24 protein-coding genes and 3 pseudogenes are annotated in these 25,358 nt (G+C 69.7%); 11 read left to right on the top strand and 16 right to left on the bottom strand.

Translation table 11 applies throughout. The annotated features are described in order from the left end of the window. The first annotated feature begins 48 nt into the window (after positions 1–48). From AB0H86_RS06815 to AB0H86_RS06805, 3 genes are all read left to right on the top strand, one after another. Entirely contained in the window at positions 49–927 is an 879-nt protein-coding gene (locus tag AB0H86_RS06815) for a replication-relaxation family protein (RefSeq protein ID WP_362433884.1), read from the top strand. Between the two features lie 83 nt (positions 928–1,010). Continuing rightward, on the top strand, positions 1,011–1,310 hold the full coding sequence (locus AB0H86_RS06810) for a hypothetical protein (RefSeq protein WP_362433882.1): 300 nt from the start codon (positions 1,011–1,013) through the stop codon (positions 1,308–1,310). Positions 1,311–1,360: 50 nt separating this feature from the next. Continuing rightward, positions 1,361–1,585, top strand: coding sequence for a hypothetical protein (locus tag AB0H86_RS06805; protein WP_362433879.1), 225 nt, complete (start codon positions 1,361–1,363; stop codon positions 1,583–1,585). A gap of 663 nt (positions 1,586–2,248) precedes the next feature. Here the strand turns inward: AB0H86_RS06805 and AB0H86_RS06800 are convergent. The 3 genes from AB0H86_RS06800 to AB0H86_RS06790 all read right to left on the bottom strand — a co-directional run bounded on the left by AB0H86_RS06800 (position 2,249) and on the right by AB0H86_RS06790 (position 5,221). Then, complete coding sequence (locus AB0H86_RS06800; RefSeq protein ID WP_362433877.1) at positions 2,249–2,470, bottom strand: DUF3761 domain-containing protein; 222 nt, start codon at positions 2,468–2,470, stop codon at positions 2,249–2,251. Positions 2,471–3,522: 1,052 nt separating this feature from the next. Next, the gene (locus tag AB0H86_RS06795; RefSeq protein WP_362433875.1) at positions 3,523–4,983 is read right to left on the bottom strand and encodes a helix-turn-helix transcriptional regulator; all 1,461 of its coding nucleotides are present in this window, start codon (positions 4,981–4,983) and stop codon (positions 3,523–3,525) included. A gap of 61 nt (positions 4,984–5,044) precedes the next feature. Then, positions 5,045–5,221 (bottom strand): hypothetical protein, encoded by a 177-nt coding sequence (locus AB0H86_RS06790; RefSeq protein WP_362433873.1) that lies wholly within the window; start codon positions 5,219–5,221, stop codon positions 5,045–5,047. Between the two features lie 1,547 nt (positions 5,222–6,768). On the opposite strand from AB0H86_RS06790, the gene AB0H86_RS06785 reads away from it, so the two are divergent. Further along, positions 6,769–7,104: an ANTAR domain-containing protein gene (locus AB0H86_RS06785; protein WP_362433871.1), complete on the top strand. Its 336-nt coding sequence runs from the start codon at positions 6,769–6,771 to the stop codon at positions 7,102–7,104. Between the two features lie 16 nt (positions 7,105–7,120). Here AB0H86_RS06785 and AB0H86_RS06780 read toward each other — a convergent pair whose 3' ends face one another. Next, positions 7,121–7,483, bottom strand: a complete 363-nt coding sequence (locus AB0H86_RS06780) for an STAS domain-containing protein (protein ID WP_362433868.1) — start codon at positions 7,481–7,483, stop codon at positions 7,121–7,123. Between the two features lie 212 nt (positions 7,484–7,695). On the opposite strand from AB0H86_RS06780, the gene AB0H86_RS06775 reads away from it, so the two are divergent. Next, the gene (locus AB0H86_RS06775; protein WP_362433866.1) at positions 7,696–8,142 is read left to right on the top strand and encodes an ATP-binding protein; all 447 of its coding nucleotides are present in this window, start codon (positions 7,696–7,698) and stop codon (positions 8,140–8,142) included. 103 nt (positions 8,143–8,245) lie between these two features. Here AB0H86_RS06775 and AB0H86_RS06770 read toward each other — a convergent pair whose 3' ends face one another. From AB0H86_RS06770 to AB0H86_RS06760, 3 genes are all read right to left on the bottom strand, one after another. Beyond that, positions 8,246–8,794, bottom strand: coding sequence for a phosphatase PAP2 family protein (locus tag AB0H86_RS06770; protein ID WP_362433864.1), 549 nt, complete (start codon positions 8,792–8,794; stop codon positions 8,246–8,248). Positions 8,795–8,887: 93 nt separating this feature from the next. After that, the gene (locus AB0H86_RS06765; RefSeq protein ID WP_362433862.1) at positions 8,888–9,127 is read right to left on the bottom strand and encodes an XRE family transcriptional regulator; all 240 of its coding nucleotides are present in this window, start codon (positions 9,125–9,127) and stop codon (positions 8,888–8,890) included. A gap of 300 nt (positions 9,128–9,427) precedes the next feature. Further along, positions 9,428–9,820: an ATP-binding protein gene (locus AB0H86_RS06760; protein ID WP_362433860.1), complete on the bottom strand. Its 393-nt coding sequence runs from the start codon at positions 9,818–9,820 to the stop codon at positions 9,428–9,430. An 889-nt stretch (positions 9,821–10,709) separates the two neighbouring features. Between AB0H86_RS06760 and AB0H86_RS06755 the strand changes: the two genes are divergently transcribed. Then, positions 10,710–11,048: a MerR family transcriptional regulator gene (locus tag AB0H86_RS06755; RefSeq protein ID WP_362433857.1), complete on the top strand. Its 339-nt coding sequence runs from the start codon at positions 10,710–10,712 to the stop codon at positions 11,046–11,048. A 223-nt stretch (positions 11,049–11,271) separates the two neighbouring features. After that, positions 11,272–11,610: a thioredoxin domain-containing protein gene (locus tag AB0H86_RS06750; RefSeq protein WP_362433856.1), complete on the top strand. Its 339-nt coding sequence runs from the start codon at positions 11,272–11,274 to the stop codon at positions 11,608–11,610. Positions 11,611–11,809: 199 nt separating this feature from the next. On the opposite strand, the pseudogene AB0H86_RS06745 reads toward AB0H86_RS06750, so the two are convergent. Then, positions 11,810–12,771: pseudogene (locus AB0H86_RS06745) on the bottom strand (helicase associated domain-containing protein); the annotation flags it as partial. A 233-nt stretch (positions 12,772–13,004) separates the two neighbouring features. On the opposite strand from AB0H86_RS06745, the pseudogene AB0H86_RS06740 reads away from it, so the two are divergent. Continuing rightward, positions 13,005–13,184, top strand: a pseudogene (locus tag AB0H86_RS06740) (hypothetical protein); the annotation flags it as partial. A 165-nt stretch (positions 13,185–13,349) separates the two neighbouring features. Here the strand turns inward: AB0H86_RS06740 and AB0H86_RS06735 are convergent. The 4 genes and pseudogenes from AB0H86_RS06735 to AB0H86_RS06720 all read right to left on the bottom strand — a co-directional run. Continuing rightward, positions 13,350–13,649 (bottom strand): hypothetical protein, encoded by a 300-nt coding sequence (locus AB0H86_RS06735; protein ID WP_362433853.1) that lies wholly within the window; start codon positions 13,647–13,649, stop codon positions 13,350–13,352. A 411-nt stretch (positions 13,650–14,060) separates the two neighbouring features. Further along, entirely contained in the window at positions 14,061–15,053 is a 993-nt protein-coding gene (locus tag AB0H86_RS06730; protein WP_362433851.1) for a helix-turn-helix domain-containing protein, read from the bottom strand. 152 nt (positions 15,054–15,205) lie between these two features. Next, complete coding sequence (locus AB0H86_RS06725; RefSeq protein ID WP_362433849.1) at positions 15,206–16,174, bottom strand: helix-turn-helix domain-containing protein; 969 nt, start codon at positions 16,172–16,174, stop codon at positions 15,206–15,208. Between the two features lie 163 nt (positions 16,175–16,337). Beyond that, positions 16,338–16,484 (bottom strand): annotated as a pseudogene (locus tag AB0H86_RS06720) (helicase associated domain-containing protein); the annotation flags it as partial. A 503-nt stretch (positions 16,485–16,987) separates the two neighbouring features. Here AB0H86_RS06720 and AB0H86_RS06715 point away from each other — a divergent pair. Continuing rightward, positions 16,988–17,293, top strand: a complete 306-nt coding sequence (locus AB0H86_RS06715) for a hypothetical protein (protein WP_362433847.1) — start codon at positions 16,988–16,990, stop codon at positions 17,291–17,293. Between the two features lie 701 nt (positions 17,294–17,994). Here AB0H86_RS06715 and AB0H86_RS06710 read toward each other — a convergent pair. Both AB0H86_RS06710 and AB0H86_RS06705 read right to left on the bottom strand, forming a co-directional pair. Continuing rightward, positions 17,995–18,776, bottom strand: a protein-coding gene (locus AB0H86_RS06710; protein WP_362433845.1) for an IS5 family transposase whose coding sequence is annotated in 2 segments (ribosomal slippage) — positions 17,995–18,452 and positions 18,452–18,776 — 783 coding nt in all. Because the reading frame shifts where the segments join, the coding sequence is not laid out codon by codon here. 57 nt (positions 18,777–18,833) lie between these two features. Next, entirely contained in the window at positions 18,834–19,388 is a 555-nt protein-coding gene (locus AB0H86_RS06705) for a hypothetical protein (protein ID WP_362433842.1), read from the bottom strand. A gap of 202 nt (positions 19,389–19,590) precedes the next feature. Here AB0H86_RS06705 and AB0H86_RS06700 point away from each other — a divergent pair, with 202 nt between their 5' ends. Next, positions 19,591–19,794 (top strand): hypothetical protein, encoded by a 204-nt coding sequence (locus tag AB0H86_RS06700; RefSeq protein WP_362433840.1) that lies wholly within the window; start codon positions 19,591–19,593, stop codon positions 19,792–19,794. Between the two features lie 378 nt (positions 19,795–20,172). Here AB0H86_RS06700 and AB0H86_RS06695 read toward each other — a convergent pair whose 3' ends face one another. Further along, the gene (locus tag AB0H86_RS06695; RefSeq protein WP_362433838.1) at positions 20,173–21,267 is read right to left on the bottom strand and encodes a hypothetical protein; all 1,095 of its coding nucleotides are present in this window, start codon (positions 21,265–21,267) and stop codon (positions 20,173–20,175) included. Between the two features lie 386 nt (positions 21,268–21,653). On the opposite strand from AB0H86_RS06695, the gene AB0H86_RS06690 reads away from it, so the two are divergent. Beyond that, the gene (locus tag AB0H86_RS06690) at positions 21,654–23,030 is read left to right on the top strand and encodes a hypothetical protein (protein WP_362433835.1); all 1,377 of its coding nucleotides are present in this window, start codon (positions 21,654–21,656) and stop codon (positions 23,028–23,030) included. 103 nt (positions 23,031–23,133) lie between these two features. Here the strand turns inward: AB0H86_RS06690 and AB0H86_RS06685 are convergent, their stop codons facing one another. Beyond that, on the bottom strand, positions 23,134–24,822 hold the full coding sequence (locus AB0H86_RS06685; protein ID WP_362433833.1) for a hypothetical protein: 1,689 nt from the start codon (positions 24,820–24,822) through the stop codon (positions 23,134–23,136). Positions 24,823–25,358 lie beyond the last annotated feature (536 nt).

Here is a 25,358-nt window from a genome sequence, read left to right as displayed (position 1 = left end):
TGTCGCCCCGTCCCGGCCGGTTGCAACTCCTCTTCTCCCAGCACTGATGTGCCTGGAGAAGCGTCCCGGTGCCGGAAGGCGGCGGCGAAGGCCGGCGCGGAGATCCGCGGCGAGGTCCTGCTCACCCTCGCCCAGCTGCGCCTGGCCACACCCCGCCAGCTCAAGACGCTGCTGCTGCCACACCACCAGGACACCGACCACGTCCGGCGCGTGCTGCGCAACCTTCGCGATGAATCCCCGGCCCTGGTCGGCCGGTCCAACCGCGCCCAGCAGAGCTACTGGTACTGCACCCCTGCGGGCCTCGCCGAAGCCGCAGCCTCCGGTGAACTCGCACCGACGGCCGGCCGGACCACCGGGAAGCGCGTCGCCGCCAGCAAGACGGGGCTTCGGGAACACGGCCTCGCGCTGGTCGACACCGTCGTCGCCTTCCACCAGGCTGAGGCGGCCTACCACGCCGACTGGCAGGTGGAAGTCGCACACCCCACTCCGGCCGGGAACCTGGTGCCCGACGGCGTGGTGCTCCTGGCCGATGGCTCCCACGCCTTCGTGGAGATCGACCGAACGATGTCCTACGCCCGCCTGCTCGCCAAGCTGGAGCGCTACGACGCCTACCGCAACGCACCCGCGAGCGGACGCGGGAACGCTGCCCGGGCGCCGCGCAGCCACTGGCAGGAGACCTACGCCGGACCGCATCTGGAGCGGCCCTTCCCGCCGCTGCTGTTCGTCTTCGCTCCAGCCCCGCGCCGCGCGGCACCGGCAACAAGGGAGGCCGCCTTCCACGACCGCGCCCGCCCGAACTGGCGGATCACCGTGGCGACCACGACCCTGGCGCAGCTGACCCGGCGCAGGCCCGACCGGCCGGTGTGGAGGATCGTCGGCGAAGCCGAGGACCGCCGCTCGCTGGCCGCACTGCCCAAGCCACGCTGAGCACGGCGTGCCCGGCCTCCACCCCGGCCGGGCACGCCGCCGTCCAGGGCCGGTTGTCGGTGGCGGCTGGAACGCTGGAGCGCATGAACAGCGACGATGAGCAGCTGCTGCGCGGACGCGTGTACGGCCACGATTACGACGCCCCCAACCCCGGCCCGCTGCCCTGGCAGACCTACGCCGCGCTGATAGGCGGGCCGCTGGACGGACTGCTGCTCGACATCACCGGCTGGCAGCCGGAGGAAGTCGACGACGGCGCCGCCCTGTCCACCGAGCTCGCGCAGTTCCCCGGCGGCCGCGCCCTGTACGACCCGCGCCCCGGCGAACCGCGCGTGCCCGGTCCCGGAGTGATGTGCCGCTTCTACTACTCCGGCGACAGCCCCTGACCGCCGCAGCGCCCTCGCCGGGCGGGCCTGCCAGGGGCACGCTGGGAAGCGTGAGCAGCGCGCCGATAGTCGTACACCCGCCCTCCCACACGGCCGGCCGGAGAGTCACCGTGCACTCCCAGGGCCGGGACGAGATCCTCGGCACCGCCTACAGCGATCACGATCTGGTGGTGTTCCTCGAAGGCGCGGGCATCCGGGATCCCGACAGCATCCTGGACGACGACCGGTGGATCGAGTGGCGCGGCGGCCGCGCGCACCAGTGGAGTGCCGCCTGAGCTGTCCCACCGCCGGGGCCCCTGCTTACGGGGCGTGGTCGGCCTGATGGGCGCACCCCGACCAAGAGCCCGACCACGGCAGCGTCCACTCAACTCCGGCCTGCCACCCCAGGGCACCCCGGTGTACGTAGCCGGCGGGGCGGACAGGGGGACGAAGCGGGGTGCGGCAACCGCAACGCGCCCCCACTCCCGATGTCGGTCACTGGTTCGACCGCCATGCCCGCCCCGCCCTTCCGGCACTGCCGCAGTAAATGCGCACACCTCGCCCCGGCGGCTGGAATGACCCGCCGCAGGTCGCGGTGATCACGGTAGGGGCTCTGCCGCAGTAAATCCGGCATTTACTGCGGCACCGCCGCCGGCCGTCTCAGCAACCGCAGAACTGAACGTCACGTAGTGCTGCACGCCACAGTTCTTGTGTGAGCGCTGGCCGTACAGGCGAAGCGGCGCCCGCCACCCGCGCTACGGGCTGTCGCCGCCAGAGTTCCGCTCCACGGCCCGGAGGTGCTCGTATCTCGAAGGACGCCCCTAGCCGGGCGCTTTCCCAATGCACCGACCGTAGTGAGTCGGCAGACCCGGGCGGCGCCGCTCCGGGAAACCGTCGGACCGGATGAGGTGCGTCCCGCCCCGGCTCCCCGGCCGGAGCGGGACGCGAAGTCCCCGGTCCTACCGGTACCAGTACTTCACGCCACGGTGGCCGGAGCACGTGCCGCGGAAGTGGGCGCTGTAGGAGTAGGTGCCGTCCTTGCACTTCGCCGTCGCGCCGCGCGGATGCGGACTGTTGGCCTTGCACACCCCGGTCGTGTGCCGGGCGCATGTCGCCGCCGCTGCCTCCGATGCCAACGCCACCGGTGCCAGCAGCGCCCCTGCGACGACGACTGCCGTCACAGCCCCCTCAACCTGGCCAGCATTCAAGAGCCCCTCTCGTAGAACCGGAGACGCGATCATCCGCCCCCAGCCCGGCGTTATGCGGCAGATGCCGGCGCCGGTCACCAGGCCGTGACGGACGTAGCCGAACAGACACCGCAGGTTCGATCCGTCAGAACATCCGGTCGAACCGGCGAGGGGATCGCAGGCACCATGGACTGACCGGAGTCGGAGGAACGGGGCCCCTGCCGACTCTCACCGGTCGGCCGTACCGCACAACCGCTGCCACAGCGCTGTCGACATCATGAAGCCATCGGCTTCGCCGTGGCCCTGGTCCTCGGCTTTGCCATGACCCACTACTACGACTCGCGGAAGGCGGAGCAAGCGCCCACGCAGTACGCGTCGGGCTGCGCGCGGCCGGCCCGAGGTCTCCCAGGGGCGGCTCGCACGGGTCGCAGCGCGGTGCGCCGCGATCCCGGACTCCCCGACCCGTGCCGCGTCGCAGGACGGACGCGAACTGCGGCTCGCCCTGGACGACGTCCTGGACCTGGTCGTGCGCGCGACCGGCGACCAGCTCCAGACCCTGGGCACCGATCGCAGGGCGACACGGTGACCAACCCGCCCGGCAGCCGCTTCACCCCTTAAGGCGCCGTGTTGCGCTGAGTGTTGCGGTAGGCGTTGCGCCGGCCTCCACAGCGCCCCGGAGTCCGCCCAGGTCACCACGGGCGTACGGCGTGGTCGGGCCGCTGACATCCCCGTTGCGACCCCCTTCGCCCATGCCCTGGTTGGAGTTGAGGATGAGGGAGGGCGGGATGGGCGGCGCGGCGGCCCCGGGGATCGGGGCGCGCTCAGCCGGTTGCGCGTCGGGCGAGGCCGCCGCGCCAGGGCCAGGCAACAATGCGACGGCAAGGATCAGGAGTTGTTGGGGGCGGAGTCGGTGATGTGGTCGAAGCCGCGCAGCAGAGGTGTCAGCTTCTGGGCGGCCCGCACAGCGTGCACAGCCGGGTGCCCGGGTGCTCTGCCGCGTCGCGGTCCACGTCTTCACGACCGGCTCCCTACGAGCTGGTGGGGTGTCAGAAGCTGCCTTCCGGGGCCCCGGTGCGGGGTTCGGTTCCCCTCTGGACGTCTTCATTCGTGGGTGCGGCCTTGGGTTGCGTGTCCGGGACGGGCCGGTCGGTGGTGAGCCGGGTGGATGTACCCGCGGAAGCAGGCTGAATGGGTCGCGCCGCGGGAATGTTGATGCGGATACGGGTGGTCAGCACAGTCTCGGGCCTGGCCGAAACGGTCTTTCGCCCAGCGAACCAGTCCGAGGGGCCGCCGTCCGGAAAGGAGGCGGGGCGCGGCGGCGACCGCCGCAGAAGCGGGCTGAGATCAGCGCGGCTCGAGGCGGCTGATGGGTGAGCCGTGGCACTGGGGCGCGCAGTCGGCGCTTCGTTCAGGGTGGTCATGGAGTCCGCGCCGAGCGGTGGCGCCGACGAGGGCGAATTGGGCGCAGGCCACGTCCGGCTGGTGCGTTTCGGCAGGGGAGGCCGCCTTGCCGGAGCGGGCATGCGCAGAGACAGCGTGGGTGTGTCTTTGGCGGACATGTCCGAAGGGGCAATGGCGGGCCCGCGCAGTACCTGCCTCGTCTCAGGAAGACGGTCGGTGGCAGCCGGTACCGCGCCCCGCAGCGCCGCCCCCTGGTCGAGGGAGGGGTGCGCGCAGCTGGCGCACAGTTCCGATGTCCATCCGCGCGCGTCGTGATATCCGAACGATGGCCGGCGGCACTGCGGACAGGCGAGCTCTCCGCGGCGCTGCGCCTGGTCGACGAGGAGCTCCCGGCTCATCCGCGCTGAGGCGGGCACCTCACCGCTGGCCGGATCGGGTACGTGGATCAGGAGCTTGAGCGCTGGCTCCTTGCGTGCGGACGACTCCAGTTCGCTCATCAGCAACTGCAGGTCACGTGGTGTGATGCGGTCGTGGACCGTCAGCCGTCGCTGGGCCTGGCCGGGCTTGCGGGACCGTATCCGGCTGCTGCGGCGGTCAGCGTCGGCCCGGTCCCATGCCTTTGTCCATTCGGGCAAATCGGCCTTGCGGACGTTGCAGGCCTCGGCGAAGGCCGCCACGAACGACCGGCTGGGCGTCGAGCTTCCTTTGAGGACCCGGCCGACCGTGCTGTGCGGAAGGCGTCCCAAACCGCCCAGGCGGGCGTCCAGAGTACGCAAGGGCGGACTGCCGTCGTCCTGATAGAGGTCGACGATGGCGGAGTGCAGATCAGCGAAGTCCTTGACAACGCTGATGTGCACCCCGCTGCGATGGCCGCTGAACACGCCCTGGGCGCGGGCCTCATCCCGCCGGGCCTGCTTCCACAGCCGTTCGGCCTCCTTCGCGTTCCGTCCGCAGGCCTTGGCGTAGGCAAGGACCACGGCAAGCTTCTGCGGCACGCTGCGTCCGGAGGCGGCGCGCGCGAGAGTGTCCGCGCTGTACTCGGTGCGTGTGGCGAGCTCCTCGTAAGTCAGAGCGGCCTCATCCCGACCGGAACGCAGCCAGGTCACAAGGGCCAGTAATGATCTGCTACACGGTGGGATCGAGTTCTCGCGGCGCGCCATCGGACGGTCAGGCCTCCGCGGCCCGGGTGTGCCCGGAGACCCTGCGCCGCAGCCGCACCAACAAACGGATGCCGAGCGAGACAGCTTCAGCCATCAGAACGAACACACTGAGGGCCGGCAGACCTGCAACGGCCAGAGCGGCGGCGACGATGATGATCACGACGAGGACACCGGCCTCCGGCACGGTCAGATGATGCGACGTGCCACACGAAAGATTGTTCAACTCTCTACCTAACTGTTTTCGCACGAGTAGGGGGCTCAACTGGATGTACTGCGGGCTCACTTGCACTGCGTCAGGCGGTTGCCGCCGCCTGGGTGATTAGTGATGTTGCAGCATCCCGGCCCTCATCACTAACCCCGAATCGAACCAATCCGCAGATTCGTCCCTGTGTGGGTCTTGCCCCCTTACAGTCGCGGCTATCGCATTTTCCCTGCTCAGGTGCCATCTGGGCGGCTGATTTCCGCAGTTGTGTCCCACCTTTCATCACCCCGATTGATGACAGAGAGTAAAAATCCGCGCCGGCGTCTCACGATCCCCTACCGCTTTCGGACACAGCCGAACAGTCATCCCGGCAGGTCAAGACGGAAACGAAGCTCGCCGTTGCCGCACTGGCGTCTCACTCTTGACCTGGAAGCCACACATGCCTGATCTTTATGCGTGCCTAGCTGCAAGGTCTCAGGGCGCAGCGGGCTCTTCTCCGAAGTACTGCGGGCAAACCAGTCATCCGGAGACAGCGCAGCACCCGTTGCCGCGGGACTCGCTCACAGTTCTGGCGCCGCCCATCGCGGCGCTAGAACTGCTGCGTCTCGACCAGCGCGGTTCACGAGCCCACGGCCGATCCTGTTGTCGGGGAGTGGCTGACGCCGTCGCAGACCGGTGGCAAGGGCAGACCCGCAACAGCTGATGCGGCGGTTCGAGGAACACCATCGACGACGCCACACTGCCCCGCAGAGTGAATGGCGCGCAGGTGTGGATCAACCCAGCGGGTACCACGCGTACCGGTCACAGCAGCAGCCGGCCACGACCAGAGCCCCGACCACGAAGGCCCGACCACGGTCACGAAGCGCCAACGCCTCCGTGGACCAGGCCCACATCCCCGCCGACAACCAGCCACACCCTCCGCCGCGCGTGCCCGCGAATCCGCAGGTCACCACGCTGACCCTGCCGTGGTCGGGAGGCCGACATCCCCTCTACGCCCCCGAGTCCACGCCCCACAGCAAGAAGAAAAGAGAAGTGGGTGGGTGGGGCAGGCCCCGGGCAGCGGGCGAGGGGATCGGGCGCCGCTGGTGTTCCTCGCGCGCGACGGCGGGCCGCGCGCGACGGCCGGGCAGGCAAGCTGCCCGGCCGGGTCGGGCCGTGTCGTCCTGGGCGAGGTGACCTGCCTCAATCTCTCGCTGAAGGCGCCTGTGGGCTCTTAGCTCATGACGGGCCTGCTGTGCGTACGTCCCGACGGAGAGGGAGACCTGCGTGGACTCGGCAACGGTTGTTGTCACCATCGTGTCGATCGTCACCACGACGGGGTGTGGACTGCTGGCGTTGTGGCTGAGCGCGGACGCGGTGGCCACCCGGCAGAACAGGGGTTGGGCAAACAGCCCTTGGAGCTCTTCGCCGTCGCCAGGCCGGCGAAGGGCCTCTCATCCTGTGTGATCTTCGCGGCGCAATGAGGGTGGTCTTGCTGTCGCGGTAGGGGGCAGGCGTACGGAACGCCTTGCCCCTGTATGGAGACCAGCATGACGACCTCCCGCGCGCCGCGGCTTTCGCCCGAGGGCACACGTGACGACGCCACGAAGGCCCGACTGGAGCAGGAGAACGCGCAGCTGCGGCACGCCGTCGACTCCCACGTGACGGTGGACCAGGCCATCGGTGTCCTTCTCGCGATCTACCAGCTCCCGCCGGCAGCCGGGTTCGAGGTGCTGCGTGAGGTCTCCCAGCACACCAACACCAAACTGCACACCGTGGCTGAGACGGTAATCGCCTGGGCGCTGGGGCAGCTGCTGCCCGAGCCGGTGGGTCGGGAGCTGGACGCGGCCGTGCAGCGGTGCTCAGGCCGGCGTAGGGCGCCGTGACCGGACACGGCGTGGGTCAGGGGGCCAGGGCCTGTTCGACGGTGGGATGGCAGGGGATGACCTGGTCCAGGCCGACGAGCTGAAGGACCCGCAGTACCGGGTTCTGGGCGCGGGCGATACGCAGCCATCCCTGCGCGTCGCTCATGGCCTGGTGGGTGGCGATGAGGGCGTTGATGCCGCTGGAGTCCATGAAGGTCACGCCGCTGAGGTCCACCACGGTTCCCGGCGGTGTGGCGCTGGAGTTGGGCAGCAAGGCCTCGGTGAGCTCGTGTGTGACGGCGTGGTCGATCTCGCCGCGCAGGATGACCACCCGGATGTCGTCGACGGTGGTGTGGTCGATCGACAGGCCGGGCCGGGCTGCTCCGTGGGTGTCTGTCACGTTTCCTCGACTGCGCTCGCTGATGGGGACTCAGGCCCCGGCACGACGTGCGTTGGCAGCCTGCCCCGATATTACGGTGAACATCTGTTCGGCCCTCTACGTAACCGGGCTCACGGGGCATGCGAGGAAGCGTGCGGGGTAACCGCAGGCGGGTGAACGGGGGAAACAGGGTGGACCCGGCGGAATCAGTCTCCGATGGTGAGGACAGCGTGATGCCTGGCGCCCCTCTGATACAGGACACCGTCGCTCTGGACGGAGACGGATCCTGCATCGCCGAGGCGCGCCACCGTGCGAGGGACTTCCTCACCCGCGTCCAGCGTGAGTACGGCCTGCCGGTGTCCGCACGGGCGATTGACCTGACTCAGCTGGTGGTCAGCGAGCTGGTCACCAACGCCCGCAAGTACGCTCCCGGGCCGGTGCTGATGGAGCTGCGCGTCTGCGGCGACGTGGTGGAAGTGGTCGTGTGGGACAGCGACCCTGTGCTGCCGGTGGCCCGGGCCGCCGATGCGGGCAGGGTGGGGCAGCACGGTTTGGAGATCGTCATGGCTGTCGCGCAGGGCTTCGAGGTCCAGCGGGAGCCGGTGGGCAAACGCATCACCGCCCGCATCGCCCTGCCCGACGACCCCGGCGGGGACATCACCGGACGCCGCCCCCAGTAACAGCCAGCGCTCCTACCGGCTTTCCACGACCGTCGCTGCCAAGTCCGCCTCGCATCCTCGCGACGTAGGCTCCGTGGCGCCGCCACGAAATCCCGGTGTCGTGTCACGCTACATGCCGCCACAGCAGGCGCGGCGCGGCCCGTGCCAGGGCGGCCGCGGCCAAGCCGATCACGCCGCCGGCGGCCACGTCGGAGGGGTAGTGGGCACCGCTGTGCACCCGTTCCGCGGCCACCATCACCGCGGGCACCGCGCACAGGGCGCCTGCGGCCGGCCACACGGGTGCGACGGCACCGGTGAAGGCGAACGCGGCGGCTGTGTGGCCGGACGGAAAGGAGGAGCTGTCCGGGCGGTCCTCGAGGTCCTGTGCCGGGACCCATTCCGGTGGCGGGCGGCGCCGCTGGTACAGCTGTTTGGCGACCCCGTTGGACAGCACCTGTGCCACCGCCATCGCGCCCAGTCCCGCGGCGGCGGCCGTCCGGCCGCGCCATCTCCCGGCGGCGGCCATGACCACGGCCGCTGACCACCACAGCTTGGTGTGCTCGGCAGATTCCTCCACGGCCGGCAGAACCCGCCGGGCCCAGGGCGAGTCCCACGAGATCGCCGTTCTGGTCAGCGAGCGGTCCGCGGTGCGTAGATCTGCCCTCACTGTCATGACCAGCGGCTTCCCGCCCCGGGCTGGCTCACACCGCTGCTGCCGGCGCTCAGGACCGGCGCCGACGTCTGACGCGCCCCGCGCCGGACGGGGTCAGGCCGACTGTGCCGCCTGGGGGGTATGGGCGGCATCGAGGACCTCATGCAGGGGCAGGTCCAGGGCAGCGGCGAGTTCGGTCAGCTCCGCTTGCGTGGGATGGACGGGGCCGTGGGCGCCGTCCTGGGCGAAGACGCGGATGCGGGGGGCACGGATACCGGTGCGCGCGGCGAGTGCCTGCGCGTTCAGGTGACGGCGGCGCATGCCCTGCTGCAGCAACTGTGAAAGATCAGCCATCTGATTCTTCTGCCCGACTCTGACCGTTCCATCCGATTCGGGGCCGTGACGGCACACCACTGGGTCGCTTCCCGCACCCGTTCGATGACACGAGACGCACGTCAGGCCGAGTTCGATGTCACGGTTTCCGGCCCTGCCGGCACTCCCTTGATGCGACGGGCGCACCGGGCGCCGCAAGCAGCATTCGACGCGTGTCGGCCTGACTGTCACCGCGCCCTCACAGGCGCACACGGCTGGCCGGCCCGGTCACAGCAGGCGGTCCACTGGATCCGGCCCCGGTTCGGCGCCCGCGTGTTGGCGCTAGGGGGTGAGGAGGGCGCTGACGGTCTTGCCGCCGGCCGCCTCGCGGGTGACCGATGTGGTGTGCGCGAGGCGGTTGACCATGGGCCAGCCGAATCCTCCGGTGCCGTCGTTCAGGTCGGGGGTGCGCATGCGCGGAGCCCGCGGACTGCGGTCATGTACGGCCACCTCGATGCTGTCCGGGTGTGCGGTCAGGTCCAGGGTGCAGGTGCCGCCGCCGTGGCGCACGGCGTTGGTGACGAGCTCCGAGACGACCAGGACCACCGTGTCGGCGGCCTCGGCCGTCATCGGCGGCCGCCCGAGTCCTTCGAGGAAATCCCGGGCGCTCTCGCGTGCACCGGCGACGGATGTCGCGGAGCGGACGGCTTCGACGTCGCAGCTCATCGTGTCCATCAGGTCACCCTGGTCTCTGGATCGTCATGCCCGGTCCTGCCTGCCCGGGGCTTGTGCCCCGCTTGCGGTCCGTTAACCCGCCGGTGACGGCCTCGTTTTCCATCGCCGTTCGAGGTCGACTACCGTGCCGCCATACGCGCGAAAATCTATTCTGGCCGGAGTAGACATCGGTCTGTGGCGTGGTTATGGTTTCTCTCGTAGCGGAGATCAACGGGGTCTGGCAGAGACGAACTGCCGGCCGGCAGTACACGTAGTTGCAGTGCGCAGGACGGTGCGGTGGTGGAGTTGCGAAGCCAGGGTTGTTGCAGGACGGCGACGGGACTGACGGCCGGACCGGGTGGCCCGCAGTGATCAGGGGCCGCCGCGAGCAGGACCGCGGCTGACGCGGTGGCAGTACCTGTCAGAGCAGTTCGCAGTACCCAGCAGTGAAGTCAGTGAGCAGCACCTCGGTGAAGGCGCCGGCTGCGGGCGCGCGTACCGGGAAGTTCGGCAGTGGGGTTCTGAGCCAGAGCAGACGCAGAACGGGCGACGGGGCTGGCTGCCGAAGAGTGGCGCTGTCACAGGCCACCGAGCAGTTCGCATCACCAGCAGGACGCAGTCCCCGCGTGGCAAGTGATTGATCCCAGAGGGAAGAACGGAGGAGCCAGACGCCATCAGGATCGCCCGGGCCGAAGCCTGAGCCCGGGTACCGCAGGACATCGATAGTGAGGTGGTCTCCGGTCAAGCAACCGCGATCCCCGCACCCGCCCTCATCCCCCGTGAGCTGGCGCGGACACAGTAGGCCGGCGCAGTACCAGGGCCGGCAGATGGTGTAACAGTTCCTTCGGGGCCCTGGTGCCATACGGCACCAGGGCCCCTCAACACGTTCGCGTTGAACAGAGAGGTGCAAGTGGCAGCAGACGACACCTTCGGCCGTCTTGACGACGACGACTACCCCGCCTACACGATGGGCCGGGCCGCCGAAATGCTCGGCACCACCCAGGGCTTCCTCCGTGCCATCGGAGAAGCCCGCCTCATCACCCCGCTCCGATCCGAGGGCGGCCACCGCCGCTACTCCCGCTACCAGCTGCGCATCGCCGCCCGCGCCCGGGAACTCGTCGACCAGGGCACCCCCATCGAGGCCGCCTGCCGCATCATCATCCTCGAAGACCAGCTCGAAGAAGCCCAGCGCATCAACGCCGAATACCGCCGCGCCGCCGAATCGGCGAACCCGACGGCCGCGGCCTGAGACGTCCGCGGCTGTGTCTGCGAGGGGTCCAGGGATCGTGTCTCGTTCTTGGTGCCGTCAGCTGGGGGGCTGGGCCGCTTGCGTCGGGGGTCACTGTGGTTCTGCGGCGGGCCCGTGGTTCCTTTCCGGCGGGTCTATCGGAGGGCCGACCGGGCGGCCGGTCTGGCATACCGTGCGGGGGATGGTGGGGGTGGAATGACGGAATGTGAGGTCAGGAGCTTGTATGGCGCAGCGGGTTCACCGGCCCCGTGAGGACGCGGAGTTCAGTTTTATCGTCGGGATGAGCGGAGTTCCGGTCCTCGCATACTTCACCGGGACGTGGCCCAAGGCTATCGAGCCCTGCCGGGTGATGGACCTCGTCGTGGGTGGCGTCGCCGACGACTACGCGGGCCGTCTGACGGCCGTCCGCGCCGACATCACGCGTTGTCCGGCTGCGACCGTGCGATACGGGATCACCGCAGCCCCGTCCTGCGTCCTGCTGAAGGAGGGAGAGGCGGTGGCGCACGGCACGGGGCCTATGACCATCGCCGAGGTACGGAAGTTCCTGGACGGCCACCTCTGAGCGGCCGCTGCGGCACGCGGCCGCGACGCCCGTCACGTCTCGTCTACGGGAGCTGCGCCGCCTGAGACACCTTGGGGCTGAGACACCCCCACAGGTCACATAACCCCGTCCAGCGCGGTCGCGTCCGGCAGCTGTGCGGCCCCGGCCGCGACCTCCGGACATGAGGCCGCCATGTCGGTGCCGCGCCTCGAGCGCAGCATCACCCGGCCCGCGTGGACGGAGAGTGACGCCCGGAAGCCGTCCCGCTTCGGCTCCGCGGCACTGCCGGGCCGCAGATCGGGCACGGACGCGGGGGTGGCCGGCATCGGCTCCGGCGGCGTCCACGTCCCGATGCCGGGCTGGGCGGGGCCGGCACTGCTGCCTTCGCCCACTGCATGCCCATCTCCCGCAGCGCGGCCTGCTGTTCGGAGGTGAGCTTGTCCCGCCTCGCCCGGGTGTTTGAATTCCATGCGCCCGGCTTCACGGCCACCGGCTCCGCCTCGCCGTCGGCCACGGTCTGCTCGCTGCGCCCGCGCGGCACCGGCCGGTCCGCGCCTTCCCGTTCGACCCACTGCGCGAGAGCCGCCAGGCCCCGCCGGAACGGCTGTTCCGCCTTGCTCGGGCCCTTCGCCGTACGCGTGGCCGCCGGGGCGGGAGGCGGCGCCTCAAGCGGCTGTACGCCCGGCTGGGACAGCCGCTCCTGCTGCTCGGCGGGCAGCTGCGCCCAGGTGCCCGGCTGCTTCTGCCGCTCCAGCCACCGCCCGGTGTCATCGCCGTCCATCAGTACGCCGGGTGCGATGCCGGGCAAGATGCCGTCGGCGTCGGACGAGGGTCGGCGAGTACGCGGTAGTGGCGCTGCCGGTCCGGCGGCCATGGGCAGTCCCGGTCCGGGTCGACCGCCGCCGGCTGCTCCGCGCGCTCCGCCGCCCGCTCGGCGTCCTTCCCGGGACCGCCCTTCCGCCGGAGAGTGGACAGATGCTGCCCGGCCGGCATCATCGCCTCGCCCTCGCCCTCGCCCCAGACAGTGTCCTGACGCGGGGCCAAGTGCCCCGTAGCCCGCCGGTACGACCGAAGCGCTGCCAGCTTGGTCTTTGAGGCTTCCTCGCCCGGTTCCCAGACCATTCCGGCCTCGGGGGCGTCCAGCAGTTCCTTGCGCCGCGGCTCCAGCTCCCCGGCCCGCAGGGTGCGATGTGCCGGTTTGGTGTCAGTGGGTGGGCGTCAGTGACGGCATGTAAGGTTGGTGTGTTTGTGCTGGTGGCTTGCGTGTTTGGGGGATTGGGTCACTGACATGGGGTGGTGTGTGCGGCGGGCGTGGCTGTCATGGGGCGGTACACCCTGCCCTGTTCCGCTGTCATGGGAACGGCACTTCTGATCCTTCGGTGGCTGCGCGGCTGCACCGTGGTGGGTGTTGGTGTCCGCTGTCCGATGCCGAGTTCATGCACCGCTACCTGGTCGGCATCGACGTCAGCCTCGCCGTCGGCGCGGCCGCCGACGGCGCCGTAGTCGGCCTCTCCCGGCAGCCGGACCACGTGACCAGCCCGGTCTTCGACCCGGCACTGCCCGGATCCTGGCTGGTCGGCCTCTCCCACGTCGACTGCTGCTCCCGTGTCCTGTCCCGGAACCTGCCCTTTTCCCGGCGGACCCGGGCCTTGAGCGGGGCGGCGTCGTAGCCGGGCTCCACCGTGTATGGATGGAGCGTGCCCAAGCCGCCCAGCAGTTGGTTTCGTCCCCAGGGTGCACGGCAAAGGGCGACGTTCCCGTTAGCAGTGGTTGATGAAGACGCCCCGGTTGTTGAGGTACTTCATGCTGAACCAGCCCTCCTGCTGGGTGCCCTCGATCCGTCCCCATATCCAGTTGGGGTCGCCGTCGATCGACTCGCCGACGACGTAGCAGTGGAAGTAGATCTTCGCGTTGTTGTTCGCGTAGCCGTAGGCGCCACAGGATGTGGAGGGGCCGCTGCGGCGGGCGAGTGCGTCGACGAGCACGTAGCCGTACGAGGAACTGTTGTTGGTGTGGCTCGGATGTGTGCATGGTGGGGCCGCCACCGCTTCGGTCGGCATCAGCATCAAACTCGCGGTCGAGACAGCAGTGCCGAGCGTTGCGGTCACAATTCGGAGCGTTTTGCGCATGAATTCCCCTTGGTCGTGGACGTGAGAATCTGGAGCGGGCTGGCCATGAGCCCTCAATGCTGTCCTCGCCCTTCGGGCGGGATGCCCAGGGGCCACAGGCGTGGCGGCAAGGGCGTGATGGTCAGCGGTTGCGGACGGTGTGCAGACGGCTTTCAGTGCGCCGATCGTGCCGACGGCCAGATGGTGTGGCCTGTATCGGCCGGAACTGAGGCCGGCGCAACTGTCACTGCCTCCCTCTCAGATCCGTGGCTGTCTCCCCGCGATTGAACGGGGCGGTATGAATAGAGATTGTGCTGGATGTGTTCGTGGTGTTGTTGGCATTCTGCGCACGGCTGTTGGCACTCAGCGCACGTCCTGCGCCTTGCGGTGCTGGGTCTGGTGGCGGTGGTCGCGGGGGGTGGTGCCGTACAGCGTTTTGAAGGCGCGGCTGAAAGATGTGGGCTCCGGGAAGCCCCAGCGTGCGGCGATCGCGCTGATCGACCGGGCGTCGAGGCGGGGGTCGGCCAGATCGCGGTGGATGCGGTTCAGTCTGCTGCGGCGTATGCCGTCGGCGATCGTCGTCGCCTCGCCCTGGTAGAGCCGGTGGAGGTAGCGGACGGAGATCTGGTGGGCGGCTGCGATGGCAGCCGGTGTGAGGTCAGGATCGGCCAGGTGTTGCTGGATGAAAGCGTTGACCCGTGTGCGCAGGACGGTGTGCTGTGTTTCGGGTGGCAGGAGGTTCTCGGTCCGGGCGGCCTGGGCGAGCATGGCGCTGAGCAGGTCCAGGGTGACGCCTGCCAGGCGGGGCGCGTCACATTCTTCGTACTGTGGCGCGTGGTTCATCAGGTCGGTGAGGTAGTGGCGGAACAGTGCGCCGATGCCTGTCTGTCCCTGGATGCGGGTCAGGGTGAGCCGGTCGAGGGTGTTGGAGTGCAGGGGCAGTCTGTCCCGGGGTATCTGCACGATCAGTGAGGAGACGTCGGGGCGGTCATGGGCGGCGGTTTGGGCCTGGCAGGGCCGGGAGGAGTCGTAGAGCACCAGATCGCCCTCGCCGACGTCGACGTGCCGGCCCGATTGGCTGAGCCCGACCTCCCCACGGACGGTGAGCCACAGCTGGAACACCTCCGGATCACCTTGCCGGATCATCGCCGGGGTCCGGCGCGCATGCATGGGCGGGTAGCTTTGCGCGAAGGTCTGGATGTCGCCCAGGCTCAGTGCCTGGGAGCTGGCGAGGAAGTCATCCAGGTGATCGCTGGCCATCGTGGTGCGAAAGTGGGCCTGGGAGATCATTGCTTCCCAGTGGTTGAATCGTTCGATTCCCGACAGGTGTTCCGTCGAAAACGCCGTCCAGATCATTGACCCGGCAGTCCTCTCTGCTGAGGGCCCCAGTTTCCGCAGCCCCGTTCAGGGACGCCCGCAGGCGCCCCAATCACCCCAAATCAACCGACTGTCAAATGCGTGACCAGACAGTCGAATTCACACAGGCCTGCAGGCTGCGGTATTTTCTGCTATCTGGGCATCAGATCGCCAGGTCCCCTGGATGCCCGGAGTCGGCGGGCGGTGCACTGTTTGCCGTGGAGTACCTCTTGCCGATACGTGCTCGGCGGGATGCCGTAGGCCCTGCGGAATGCGCGGGTGAATTCGGAAGCGTGGACAAAGCCCCAGCGTGCGGCCAGGAAGCCGATGGGTTTGTCGGACAGGTGCAGATCGGCGAGGTCCCGGCGGCAGCCCTCCAGGCGCCGCTGCCGGATCCACGCGCTGACGGTGACGCCCTGCGCCTGGAACAGCCGGTGCAGGTACCGCACGGAGATGTGGTGGGAGGCCGCGACTGCGCCGGGCGACAACTGGGGGTCGCCCAGGTTGCGTTCGATGAAGGAGTGGATACCGGCCAGCAGCGCCTGCCGGCGGCTCTGGGGTGGAACGCCGTCTTCGGTGTCCGTGTGGTGCGCGAGGAACGCGGTGATCAGGTCCACGGTGAGCCCGCCCAGACGTACGGCGTCCTGCGGCCGGCAGGAGCCGGACTCAGGTGCCAGGCGCATCAGGAACTGTGAAAGGAGGGCCCCCATACCGCTGCCGCCCGGCAACGGCGCCCCGAGGAGGCGGTCCACCTTCGCCGTTGACAGAGGAACCGCCGTACGGGGCACGCTCACGACGATCCCCTCGACCTGACCGCCGTCGTCGGGGAAGGCCGAGGCGTCGCTCGGGTGCGAGCTGTCGTACAGCAGCAGATCCCCGACCCCCACTGACGTGTCACGCCGGCAACGGGAAATGCTCTGCCGCCCTCTCAGCGTCAGGGCCAGGTGGTACAGCTCGGGATCGGAGCGACGCACCAGCGCCGACGTGCGACGCGAGCGCAATGACGGATAGGACAGCACCAACACCTGAGCAGCCCCAAGGTCCAGCAGCCGGAAGCAGGCGCGGAAGTCGCCGGCGTGGTCGCTGGTGATCTCCGTGGGCGTGAGCGCCTGTGACGTCATCTCCCGCCACCACGCGAACCGATCGGCTACCGGTAAGTCCTCACTGCGCAACACGGTCTCGATCACCTGACCACCCCCTCCCATCATGTCCTCATCAAGCCATCGAAGGGTAGGGCGGCCGGCCCTGTGTGTACGGCGAGAAAGACCATGCCGGACAGGCTGTTCACGCCCATTCCATGCCGAGCTCCCTCAGCGCGTCCAGCTGTTCCTGAGTGAGCTTGTCCCGCCTCGCGCGGGTGTTCGATATCCATACGCCCAGTTTGACGACCACAGGCTCCGTCTCGCCGTCGACCGCGATCTCTTCAGCGTGGTGCGATGTGCCGCTTTGGTGTCAGTGGGTTGGTGTCAGTAACGGCATGTCAAGCCCGGGTGTTCTCGGTGCTGTTGGGGTGTTGAGCATGAGGGAGTCACTGCCATAGGGCGGTGTCTGGTGCCGTCGCGGCTGTCATGGGGCGGTACACCCCGCTCCGCTCCGCTGTCATGGGAACGGCACTTCTGATCCTTCGGCGGCTGTACGGCGGCACGGTGGTCGGTGTCGGTGTCCGCGGGTGGAAGGGTGTGGGGGTGGGGGAGCCGGCGGGTGGGGTGAGGTCACGGTGGGGTTGAGGGTGGCCAGGCCGGTACTGGTGGCGCGGCTGCTGGAGCTCGATGCCGGCGGGGCCCTGACGACGGCGCATGTGCGGGCGGGCGCCCAGGTCGGTGGGGTGAATGCGCGGACGGTGTGGCGCTGGCTGGAGGCGGCGCGGACGGAGGGCCGCGTGGAGCGCAGGCCGCGGGCCCGGCCGGAGTTGCCCGAGCAGGCGTGGGAGGCACTTGCTGCAGGCGGGCGGCAACGTGGCGGTGCTGCACCGGCACCTGAAGGATGCCGGGGGCGAGGCGCCCTCGCTGGCGTCGCCGTATCGGGTGGTGCGCCGGGATCTGGAGGCCGGAAGAGTCCTGCCGGACCGTGCGGCGGTGCGGCGGAAGCGGGAGGAGCAGCGGACACGGCAGGCGCTGGCTGACCTCGCCTTGGCCGGGCCGCGTGAGGACGGCGCGGCGAAGGCGGCTGCGGCACGGCCGCCGCACCCCGCGCCGGCGGCGGCGTCCGCGGTCCTGCCGTCGGGGAGGGCGGTGCGGTGACCGGTGTGACGTTGCCGGCGGGAGCACAGCTGGTGCGGACGTCGTCCGTGCGGGCGGTGGCCGAGGCGATCGGGCAGGCGATGGCGGCCGAGGGCAGAGTTTTAAGCCGACCGGTGCCGGTACACCGGCTGAGGTGCCTTGTGATCAGTCCGTGGTCCGGCAGCGGATCACCGCGGGCAAGCAGATCCACATCGACGTCGACGCCACCCAAGGATCGACCGGCGTGATCGCCTGGGAGATCGACTCCATCTGACACAGGCGTATGGGCGCCTCCGGCCCAGCAGCCGGAGGAGCCCATACCGCACCTGCCACGGCCTCAACTTCTGCCCCATCCACCACCAACGGTTCTGAGCCACCCTCACCCCGCAGTGCACGCCCTGCCAGACGAGCCCGGCCTGCAACGCAGTGACCCGGCCCGGGCCGAGGGCTACCCGACACACTGAGCGGGCAGGAGCCTGGCTGGGTACCCGCGCAAGCGCCGACGCGCTCGGCATGGCATCCGGCTGGTGGTGCTAGATCCAGGTGGCGCAGCTGACGACGTCTGTTCTCTTCGTGAGGCTGCCGCCGGGGTCCATGAGGGGCATGGTGCCGTAGAGGCAGCACAGGGCCCGAGGCAGCCCTACCGCCGAAGAAGACGACCTGGACCGCAGCGGCAGCCGTTCCGGGCCTCACGGCATCACCGGGCCCGCCACTAAGAGGTCCTAACAAAGGCGTTGGACGTGGCGGTGGGTGATGAGGCAGGTGGCGAGGCCGAGGAAGGCTTCGTGGATGTCGTCGCGTCGTTCCCAGCGGATGCGCAGGCGGCGGAAGCCGTGCAGCCAGGCGATCGTTCTCTCGACGACGTACCGGAAGATGCCCAGGCCGGAGCCGTGCGGTTGGCCTCGTTCGGCGATGACCGGGCGGATACCGCGGGCCCAGAGCAGGCGGCGGTATTTGTCGTGGTCGTAGCCGCGGTCGGCGAGGAGTGCGTCGGGTCGGTGTCTGGGGCGGCCGACGACGCCGGCCACGGCCGGAACCTTGTCCAGCAGGGGCAGCAACTGCGTGACGTCGTTGCGGTTGCCGCCGGTCAGGGACACCGCGAGCGGGATGCCCTGGGCGTCGGTGAGGATGTGGTGCTTGCTGCCCGGCCGTGCGCGGTCGACCGGGCTGGGCCCGCTTTTGGGCCGCGCCGAGCGGCCCGCACGTGCGAGGAGTCGATCACCGCCCGCGACCAGTCCAGCTTCTTCGCGGCCCGCAGCTTCTTCAGCAGCACCAGGTGCAGTTCGTCCCACACGCCGGCCTCGTTCCACGCGGCCAGCCGCCGCCAGCACGTCATGCCCGAACCGAAGCCCAGCTCTTGGGGCAGGTACTCCCACTGGATGCCGGTGTGCAGGACGAACAGGATCCCGCACAACGCCTGACGGTCCGGTATCCGCGGCCGGCCCTCCACCAGCTTCGGACCCGGCTCAGGCAGCAACGGCTCGATCAGCGACCACAGTGACAAATCCGTTAATGATCACTAGAGGCCGTGACGTGTTGATCTGGGGTTCTAGTGATCGTTTCAGGATTTCTTTCTGTGGTGTGGTGTGCCTCTGAGCTGGGGCTTCCGTAGGGCTTTGAATGCTGCAGGGCTTCTGAGGTGCAAGTTCAGTGATCGTCTCGGGATGTAGTGATCGGCGTGGGATTTTCTTTGTAGTGCGTGGTTCGGGTGGACGGGTTTGTGCTGGTCACGGGGCTGGCAGGATCGTGCCTGAGCTGATCCGGCCCGGCACGGGCCGGGGCCGGGCGGGGGGGCGGCGGCGCGTTCGGCTGCGGCCCAGATGCGCTCGGCCTCCTCTTCGCCGGCGCTGGCACCCCGGGCGAACGCGAGGAAGGTGTAGAGGGTGGGCAGCTGGCCGTCCAGCGTCCAGCGCAGGGTGCGCTCGCGGACGGGCCGTCCCTCCTGGCCCGCCTTGCGGGCGATGCGCGGGAAGGTCTTGTCGCTCTTCATGCCGCGCAGTGCGGCCAGCTCGCGGATCCCGGTCGACGGGCCGGCCCGCGGGGCCCGGCCGGGCACCACGAGGAGACAGGCGGCCAGGGCGAGCGCGGCGGCCACCGGGCGCTCGAGGACGGTCACCGCAGCGATGGCAGTGATGACGACTGCCGCAGCCCGGTGACGTCACGCCGGAGGAGTGCTACCCCGACGCTCTCGCGGAGGCCGAACAGGCCCGCGCCGACTACGCTTTCGCCCTGGAAGCGCAGCACGACGACCAGCGCGAAGACCCTCTGCCTCCGCCCTCGGCAACGCCCGCGCCGCCCGCGAGGCCGCCGACCGCGAGATGCGCCACCTTCTTGCCTACGGACGGGAGTTCCACGGAGACCGCCCCTACAAGTTCGAACTCCTCGCCCAGGCCGACGGCATGACCCCCTCCGGCATGCGCACCGCCTACGCGAGCAGCGAGATCCAGACTGTCGCCCGCCAGATCGGCCGCGCCCCCGACGGCTGCCGCTCCCGCCCCCCGGCCGCCCCGGAGTCCGCATGACCGGCCGCCCCGAGACCGCTCCGCCGACCTGCACCTGTCTGCCCCCGTGGCCCGCCCTGCCACCGTCATCGAGGGCACCACTCACCCGGTCGTGCCCTCGCCCGCCCACACCCCCGCTTCCGCCCTCTACCTTGCCCACTGCACCGGGTGCGGCACTGCCTACACCGGTTCGTGGAAGCGGCTGACCCCCCGAGCCGCTTGAGGGCACCGCGCCCTGCACGGCTCAAGCCCAGCCCGCCAGCTCCTGCCCGCGGCCCCGGCCACCGGCCCACCCCAGCGAAAGTCCGCGCCGCCTCCGGCCGAGGTCCTCTCGTCACCCGACCCCTCCCGGCGAACTCGCCGGGCGCTGGCTCGGCCTTTCGTGTCTCGGGACGACGGTCACAGGGTCGGCTTCTGATGCCGGGCGAGGAGTTCGATGAAGAAGTCCGTCAGGACTTGTTCACCGCCCGGGCTGGTCAGTTCCCAGCCGCCGAAGCGGTAGATCTCGTATCCGGACAGCCTCAGCCGGCGGTCCTCGGCGGCCATATCCGCATACAGCTGCGGGGCGGCGGTATGGGTGACCCGCCCTTGCTCGTCGGGCGGGTTGGGGCGGCCGTAGTGTTGAACCCCGTCGACCTCGATGACGATGCGCGAGCGGTCCGGTGCCAGGAGCAGGAAGTCCATCCTCTGCCGGTACAGCGCCCCGGACTGCTTGCCGCTGCGCCGTGTGTAGGGGTCGTAGTGGAGGTAGACCTGGGGGATCAGCGCGGGCAGGTCGAAGCCGCCTTCCTCGGCATAGCGAGCACAGTACGTGATCATGAGGAGTTGTTCGGGCGGTGAATCCAGTGACCGGTACAGACGCCGGTAGAGGGCGTCGGCGGCACTCTTCTCGTCGGCGTCCGGGTGGTGGTTGTTCGTCCACCAGGCGACCATCTGCCGCCAGGTGAGACCGTGCGGCGGCAGGGGATCGGTGAACACCAGGCAGGTGTCGGCGTGGCGGACGATCTCCACGTCGTTGTTCACCGCGTCGCGCAGCACGATCTGAGGTTTCGCGCCGTCGGCGGCGAAGATCAGGTTCTTGAAGGCGCCCGACGGGCCCTTGGAGAAGCGACGTTCGTACTCCAGCTCTTGCAGGTCCTCCAGCGCGTTGCGGGTCGGGCCGAGGATCTGCTCGATGCAGTCCCGGCGGGCCTGCCAGCTCCCTTGCATGTCGTTGTCGCGCCAGTAGGTGCCGAAGCCGCGCGGCCCGTCGAAAGTCCGAAACGGCCAGGTGGGCGGCTTCAGGGCGAGGCGTTCCAGGACGGCGCGGTGGGCCTTGATCACGACGGGGACGTTTTCGTCATCCAGGTGTCTGCCCTTGCCGTCAGTGCCGTGGGAGACGAAGTCGCCGTGCAGCAGCCGGGTCAGCGCGATGGCGACTTCCAGGTCGGTACGGCTGGCCGCAGGCCCGAACCGCAGCGACTCGATCAGCTCGACATTGAGTACCCACGGCATGGCCCAACCGTCCCCGCTGCTGAAGAACGCCTCAACGTCCACGCACCTACCCCCTGCGTCCCGTAGACAGGACCTCGGCCCCACAGCAGCCAGTTCATCAGAAAGCACTGACATGCCGGCACCCCGTCCACGGTCCCGGCCGGCGCCACCCATACTGCGCGCCTGCCCCGCCCGCCCCGAGCGGAGCAGGTGGAGGCGGGAGGGAGTCATGGGGCAACGGCTGCACGGCAGTGCTCTGATCCTCCGGCATGGCTCGGAGGCTGCCCCAACGCCTTCTGCGCAACGTTGACTTGAAATCGCTGTGCCGACGTGTTTGCAAGTGGTGTACCAATGGGCATCGAAAGTGTTGTAGATGACTACAGCACTAAGTGGAGAAGGGGAAGTCCTTGGTCTACGACATTCGTCCGCTCGCCAACGGGCTGCGGACGGACCACCCGGTGCCCGGTCTGCCGTTCGTCGACGACTCACATCTGCCGCTCGATGACGGCCCCGACGCCATCGAGGCAGTCGGCCGGAACAAGGGCGAAGGCATGTGGGGCCGGTGCGACACCTCCCGCGAGGGGGGCTGGCTGGCCTTCACCACCGACCCGATCGCCCACCACCTGGGCTGGGCCGTCCGCTACCACCCCGAGCACGGGCGCACCGTGCTCCTGCTGCGCGACGAGGACACTGCCAGCCTGCACACCTACTGGTCGGGGGCGCCGCTGCTGTTCCGGGCCGGCGGCTACTGGTGGGACGGCGACGCCTGGTACCGGCCCGGACAGATCTGGGACCCGGTCACCGAGGACTACGCACGCCACACGGCACGCGCCACGGCCACCGTCCACGCCAACGACATGCTCGACGGCCGCGCCCACCCGGACCGCGCACCCGTGCACAAGGTCGCCACGTTCGACCCGGCCACCGCGGCGCCCAAGGACTGGCTCGATCACCTGACCCGGTGGGCGCAGCACCACCAGAAACAGGACGATCCCCTGCCGCTGGAGAAGTGCGTCGTCGACCTGGCCAGTCCCGAACTCACCGGGGACCGGCTGCTCGGCGTGCCCGAGATGGCCGCACTGGGCGGCATCACGGCCTCCACACTGCGGGGTTACATCTCCCGGGGCGAGAACGACGTGCCGCTTCCCCAGGCGACCGTCGGCGGACGGGCCCAGTGGTCACGCCCGGTCGCTGAGGACTGGGCGGAAGCCCGGCACCGCTCCTCCGACGGGCTGAAGGACGCCATGTTGGCCGGCGACCGGCACCGACTCGCCCCGGGAGCGGCCCAGATCCGAGACCGCTTCAGCGAGACCTTCTTCAGCTTCCTGTGGAAGCGGCCCGACATCCGCAAGCGGTGGGGCCTGCGCCATCGCAACGAACCGAGCGTGCGGGAGGTGGCCGACCAACTGGCCTTCGAGGTCGCCGACAGCCTCAGGCGCATCATCCCGACCGACGCCCTGGGGCCGACCATCCGCCACGCCGTCCTGGAGGACTTCGCCACCTCGCTGCGCGTCAGCGAGCGCCGGGGCGGCCAGCTCAAGGCCTTCGACCTCATCCTGTCGGTTCCCCTGGCGAAGATGCTCAGCTGGTTTATCCAGCACTTCCCGACCTCGGCCCAGTGGTACGTCGGCGAGATCATGGGCGAGGCAGACAAGCAGCTCGGCATCCCCGCTCAGGTGACGGGCGAAGCGCTGCGGCGGTCCGCAACCACGAACGGGGAACTCGACGGCCAGACCGCGAACGAGTTCTTCTCCCGTACCGTCCCGCGCGAGCCGGAGGGCTGAGGTCCTTCACCGAGTGAGGAACCCCGCCGCCGTCCGCAGGGCGGCCCGGCGAGGGCTGGAGCGCGGCGGACGGGCGCAGGCAGCACCCTGTCTGCCGTACGGGTCAGTGTGGTTCACGGAAGCCGGGCAGTCCCAGCGGCACGGGAGTCATCCCGGAGCCGCTCGGGGAGCGTTGCAGAACCAGCCGGAACCGCCCGCCGCCGACGGGCCGCACACCGACCTCCACGCCGTCACCGCGTCCGGCGGTGAGCGCGGCCAGAGTCTGCCCGCGGCTGTCCGCTGCGACGGCGACCTCAGGGTGGGAGACGAACACCGGGCCGAGCTCCAGGCGCCGCCCGGCGATTTGCACGGGGAACGCCCCGCACGGCAGATGCAGGGGCTGCACCTCGCCACCGAGCAGGGCGCGCGCGGTGGGGGTGTCCCGGCCGTTGAGGGTGAGACGCACTTCCGGCAGGAAGGGGCAGACCACACAGTGCCCGTCGGCGAGGAGACGCGCGACGCGCACCATGATCCGCTCTTCGCGGGTGAGTTCGTCGGGGACAGGGAAGTACTGCTCGCTGTGGCGCTGCACCACCTCCAGATCCTCGAGAAACAGCTGCAGCTGTGCGAAATCGCGGTACACCGCCTCGGCCGAGGGCGGGATCTCGCCACCGCCGACGGCGCCCGCGCCCGTACGCACCTCGAAGGTTCCCCCGGCCGCCATACGCTGGTGCAGGCGCAGCACCCGCAGGGCGGCCGCCGGCTCCAGCCCCTCCAGCGAGAACGAGAACGTCAACGACGCCGCGGCCTGCGGATTCTCAGGCATCAGCAGCTGAAGTCGGCCGCCCGCCAGCTCCATCCGCACCGACCGGCCGACGCTGCCGAGCCCCAGGTGCTTCAGCGTGCCGGGATAGGAGGCGGTGATCTGATCGCCGTCCAGGAACACCAGGTCGGCCTCCACCCCGGCGGGCTGGTCCGCTTTCGCCGGACCCCACCGCACCTCGGCGTTCTCCAGTTCCCTGCCCAGGAACTCCGGCCCGGTGACCGTCACCTTCTCCACCGCCCCGCGCGGCAGCACCACCTTCTCGTCCAGCCCGTACCCCAGGCTGTGCCGCACCGCCTCGGACTGCTCCGGCGCCAGGGGGCCGATCCCGGTCAGAGTGAACATGACGGGCGAGACCTCATGGGCCCGCGGGTGCTTGCCCCGCAGCGTGTGCACCACCGTGTCGCCCTGCCGCGCGGAGTCGATGGTCCAGTGGTCGTCCAGTCCGTCGGCCTGACCGCCCAGCGCCCGCACCCGGGCGCTCACATCGTCCACACCGCCCATGAGCAGCGCCCGCTCCTGCCCGTACACCTTCGCTGCCTCGAACAGCTGATCCCGGGTGAACGACGCCTCCAGGTCCGCGTGGACCGCCAGCAGATCATCCAGCGTCGCCCGGTCCCACACCTCCACCTCCACCTCGACCGCCAGCCCGTCCGCCAGCGACCGCACGAACGCCTGCTCCGTCGGCGTCAGCACACAGGGCACCACCAGCACCCACTCCTGCGGCGCACCCCTCATGGCCCGCGTGAACGACGCCTTGATCGACCCTCGCCGCCCCTTGTGCGACGTGGTCGGGAATCCGTCCGGGTAGTACTTCAGCTGGAACACCCGTATTCGGGAACCATGGGAGACCTTGATGTCGATCCCGTCGTCCCCGCCACGTCCGTTGACCGCCTCCACCCGCGAGGCCGCGTCGTACACGCGGTGCACCACGGCCTCGACGATCCGGTCGAATGCCGGTTGTCCGATCCGCTCCCACTCAACCGCCACGACCGCTCCCGCCCCGCGATGTCCACGCAGACGATGGTCCCACCCGGCACTGACAACCACCCGCGACGCCGTGTGCCGCGCGGACAGCGGACCGTTCCTTCCTGTTCTGTCAACAGGCAGGTCACCCGGAGAAGTTGTCCGGTCCGCGCGCTGTGAACTCTCCTGTGCGCGTGGCGGGTAACTGAGCTCTACCCCAGGCCGGACGGCGACCGACCACAACGCCCCCGCCCCCGAACGCGACCCGGACCGGTCCAGGGGGAGCGACCGGCTGCCGCCAGACCCGCAACGCCCAGCCGAGCGGCGGCCCGGCCCACACGCCCCGGCCGGAGCCGGAGCCGGCGCCGTGCCGTACCGAGCCGAGCCTCGGCGTCGACGTCGCGGCCGCGGACGACGCCAACCCACTGCGCCTTCAGGCGAGTGCCCGCCGCTCATGCGCAGGAGCCTGGTGGAACGCGTGTGCCCTGCTCCCTCGTGGGAGGAGGCACACGCGTCAACGAACTGCAGGTCCGGCGCGACCAGGGCGAGTAGCTCCAGGG

It is taken from the genome of Streptomyces sp. NPDC050997, from assembly GCF_040660135.1.
Taxonomy (GTDB): Bacteria; Actinomycetota; Actinomycetes; order Streptomycetales; family Streptomycetaceae; genus Streptomyces.
Note: the sequence above shows the minus strand (reverse complement) of the source record. Positions and strands in the feature narration are given on the sequence as shown.

What these genes read in the sequence shown, in the direction of transcription:
- AB0H86_RS06770 (WP_362433864.1), bottom strand. Translation starts at nt 8,794, where the DNA reads ATGACAGTGAGGGCAGATCTACGCACCGCGGACCGCTCGCTGACCAGA.
- AB0H86_RS06730 (WP_362433851.1), bottom strand. Translation starts at nt 15,053, where the DNA reads ATGATCTGGACGGCGTTTTCGACGGAACACCTGTCGGGAATCGAACGA.
- AB0H86_RS06700 (WP_362433840.1), top strand. Translation starts at nt 19,591, where the DNA reads ATGCGCCACCTTCTTGCCTACGGACGGGAGTTCCACGGAGACCGCCCC.
- AB0H86_RS06765 (WP_362433862.1), bottom strand. Translation starts at nt 9,127, where the DNA reads ATGGCTGATCTTTCACAGTTGCTGCAGCAGGGCATGCGCCGCCGTCAC.
- AB0H86_RS06750 (WP_362433856.1), top strand. Translation starts at nt 11,272, where the DNA reads ATGGCGCAGCGGGTTCACCGGCCCCGTGAGGACGCGGAGTTCAGTTTT.
- AB0H86_RS06725 (WP_362433849.1), bottom strand. Translation starts at nt 16,174, where the DNA reads ATGACGTCACAGGCGCTCACGCCCACGGAGATCACCAGCGACCACGCC.
- AB0H86_RS06735 (WP_362433853.1), bottom strand. Translation starts at nt 13,649, where the DNA reads ATGCCGACCGAAGCGGTGGCGGCCCCACCATGCACACATCCGAGCCAC.
- AB0H86_RS06760 (WP_362433860.1), bottom strand. Translation starts at nt 9,820, where the DNA reads ATGGACACGATGAGCTGCGACGTCGAAGCCGTCCGCTCCGCGACATCC.
- AB0H86_RS06785 (WP_362433871.1), top strand. Translation starts at nt 6,769, where the DNA reads ATGACGACCTCCCGCGCGCCGCGGCTTTCGCCCGAGGGCACACGTGAC.
- AB0H86_RS06810 (WP_362433882.1), top strand. Translation starts at nt 1,011, where the DNA reads ATGAACAGCGACGATGAGCAGCTGCTGCGCGGACGCGTGTACGGCCAC.
- AB0H86_RS06775 (WP_362433866.1), top strand. Translation starts at nt 7,696, where the DNA reads ATGCCTGGCGCCCCTCTGATACAGGACACCGTCGCTCTGGACGGAGAC.
- AB0H86_RS06695 (WP_362433838.1), bottom strand. Translation starts at nt 21,267, where the DNA reads ATGCCGTGGGTACTCAATGTCGAGCTGATCGAGTCGCTGCGGTTCGGG.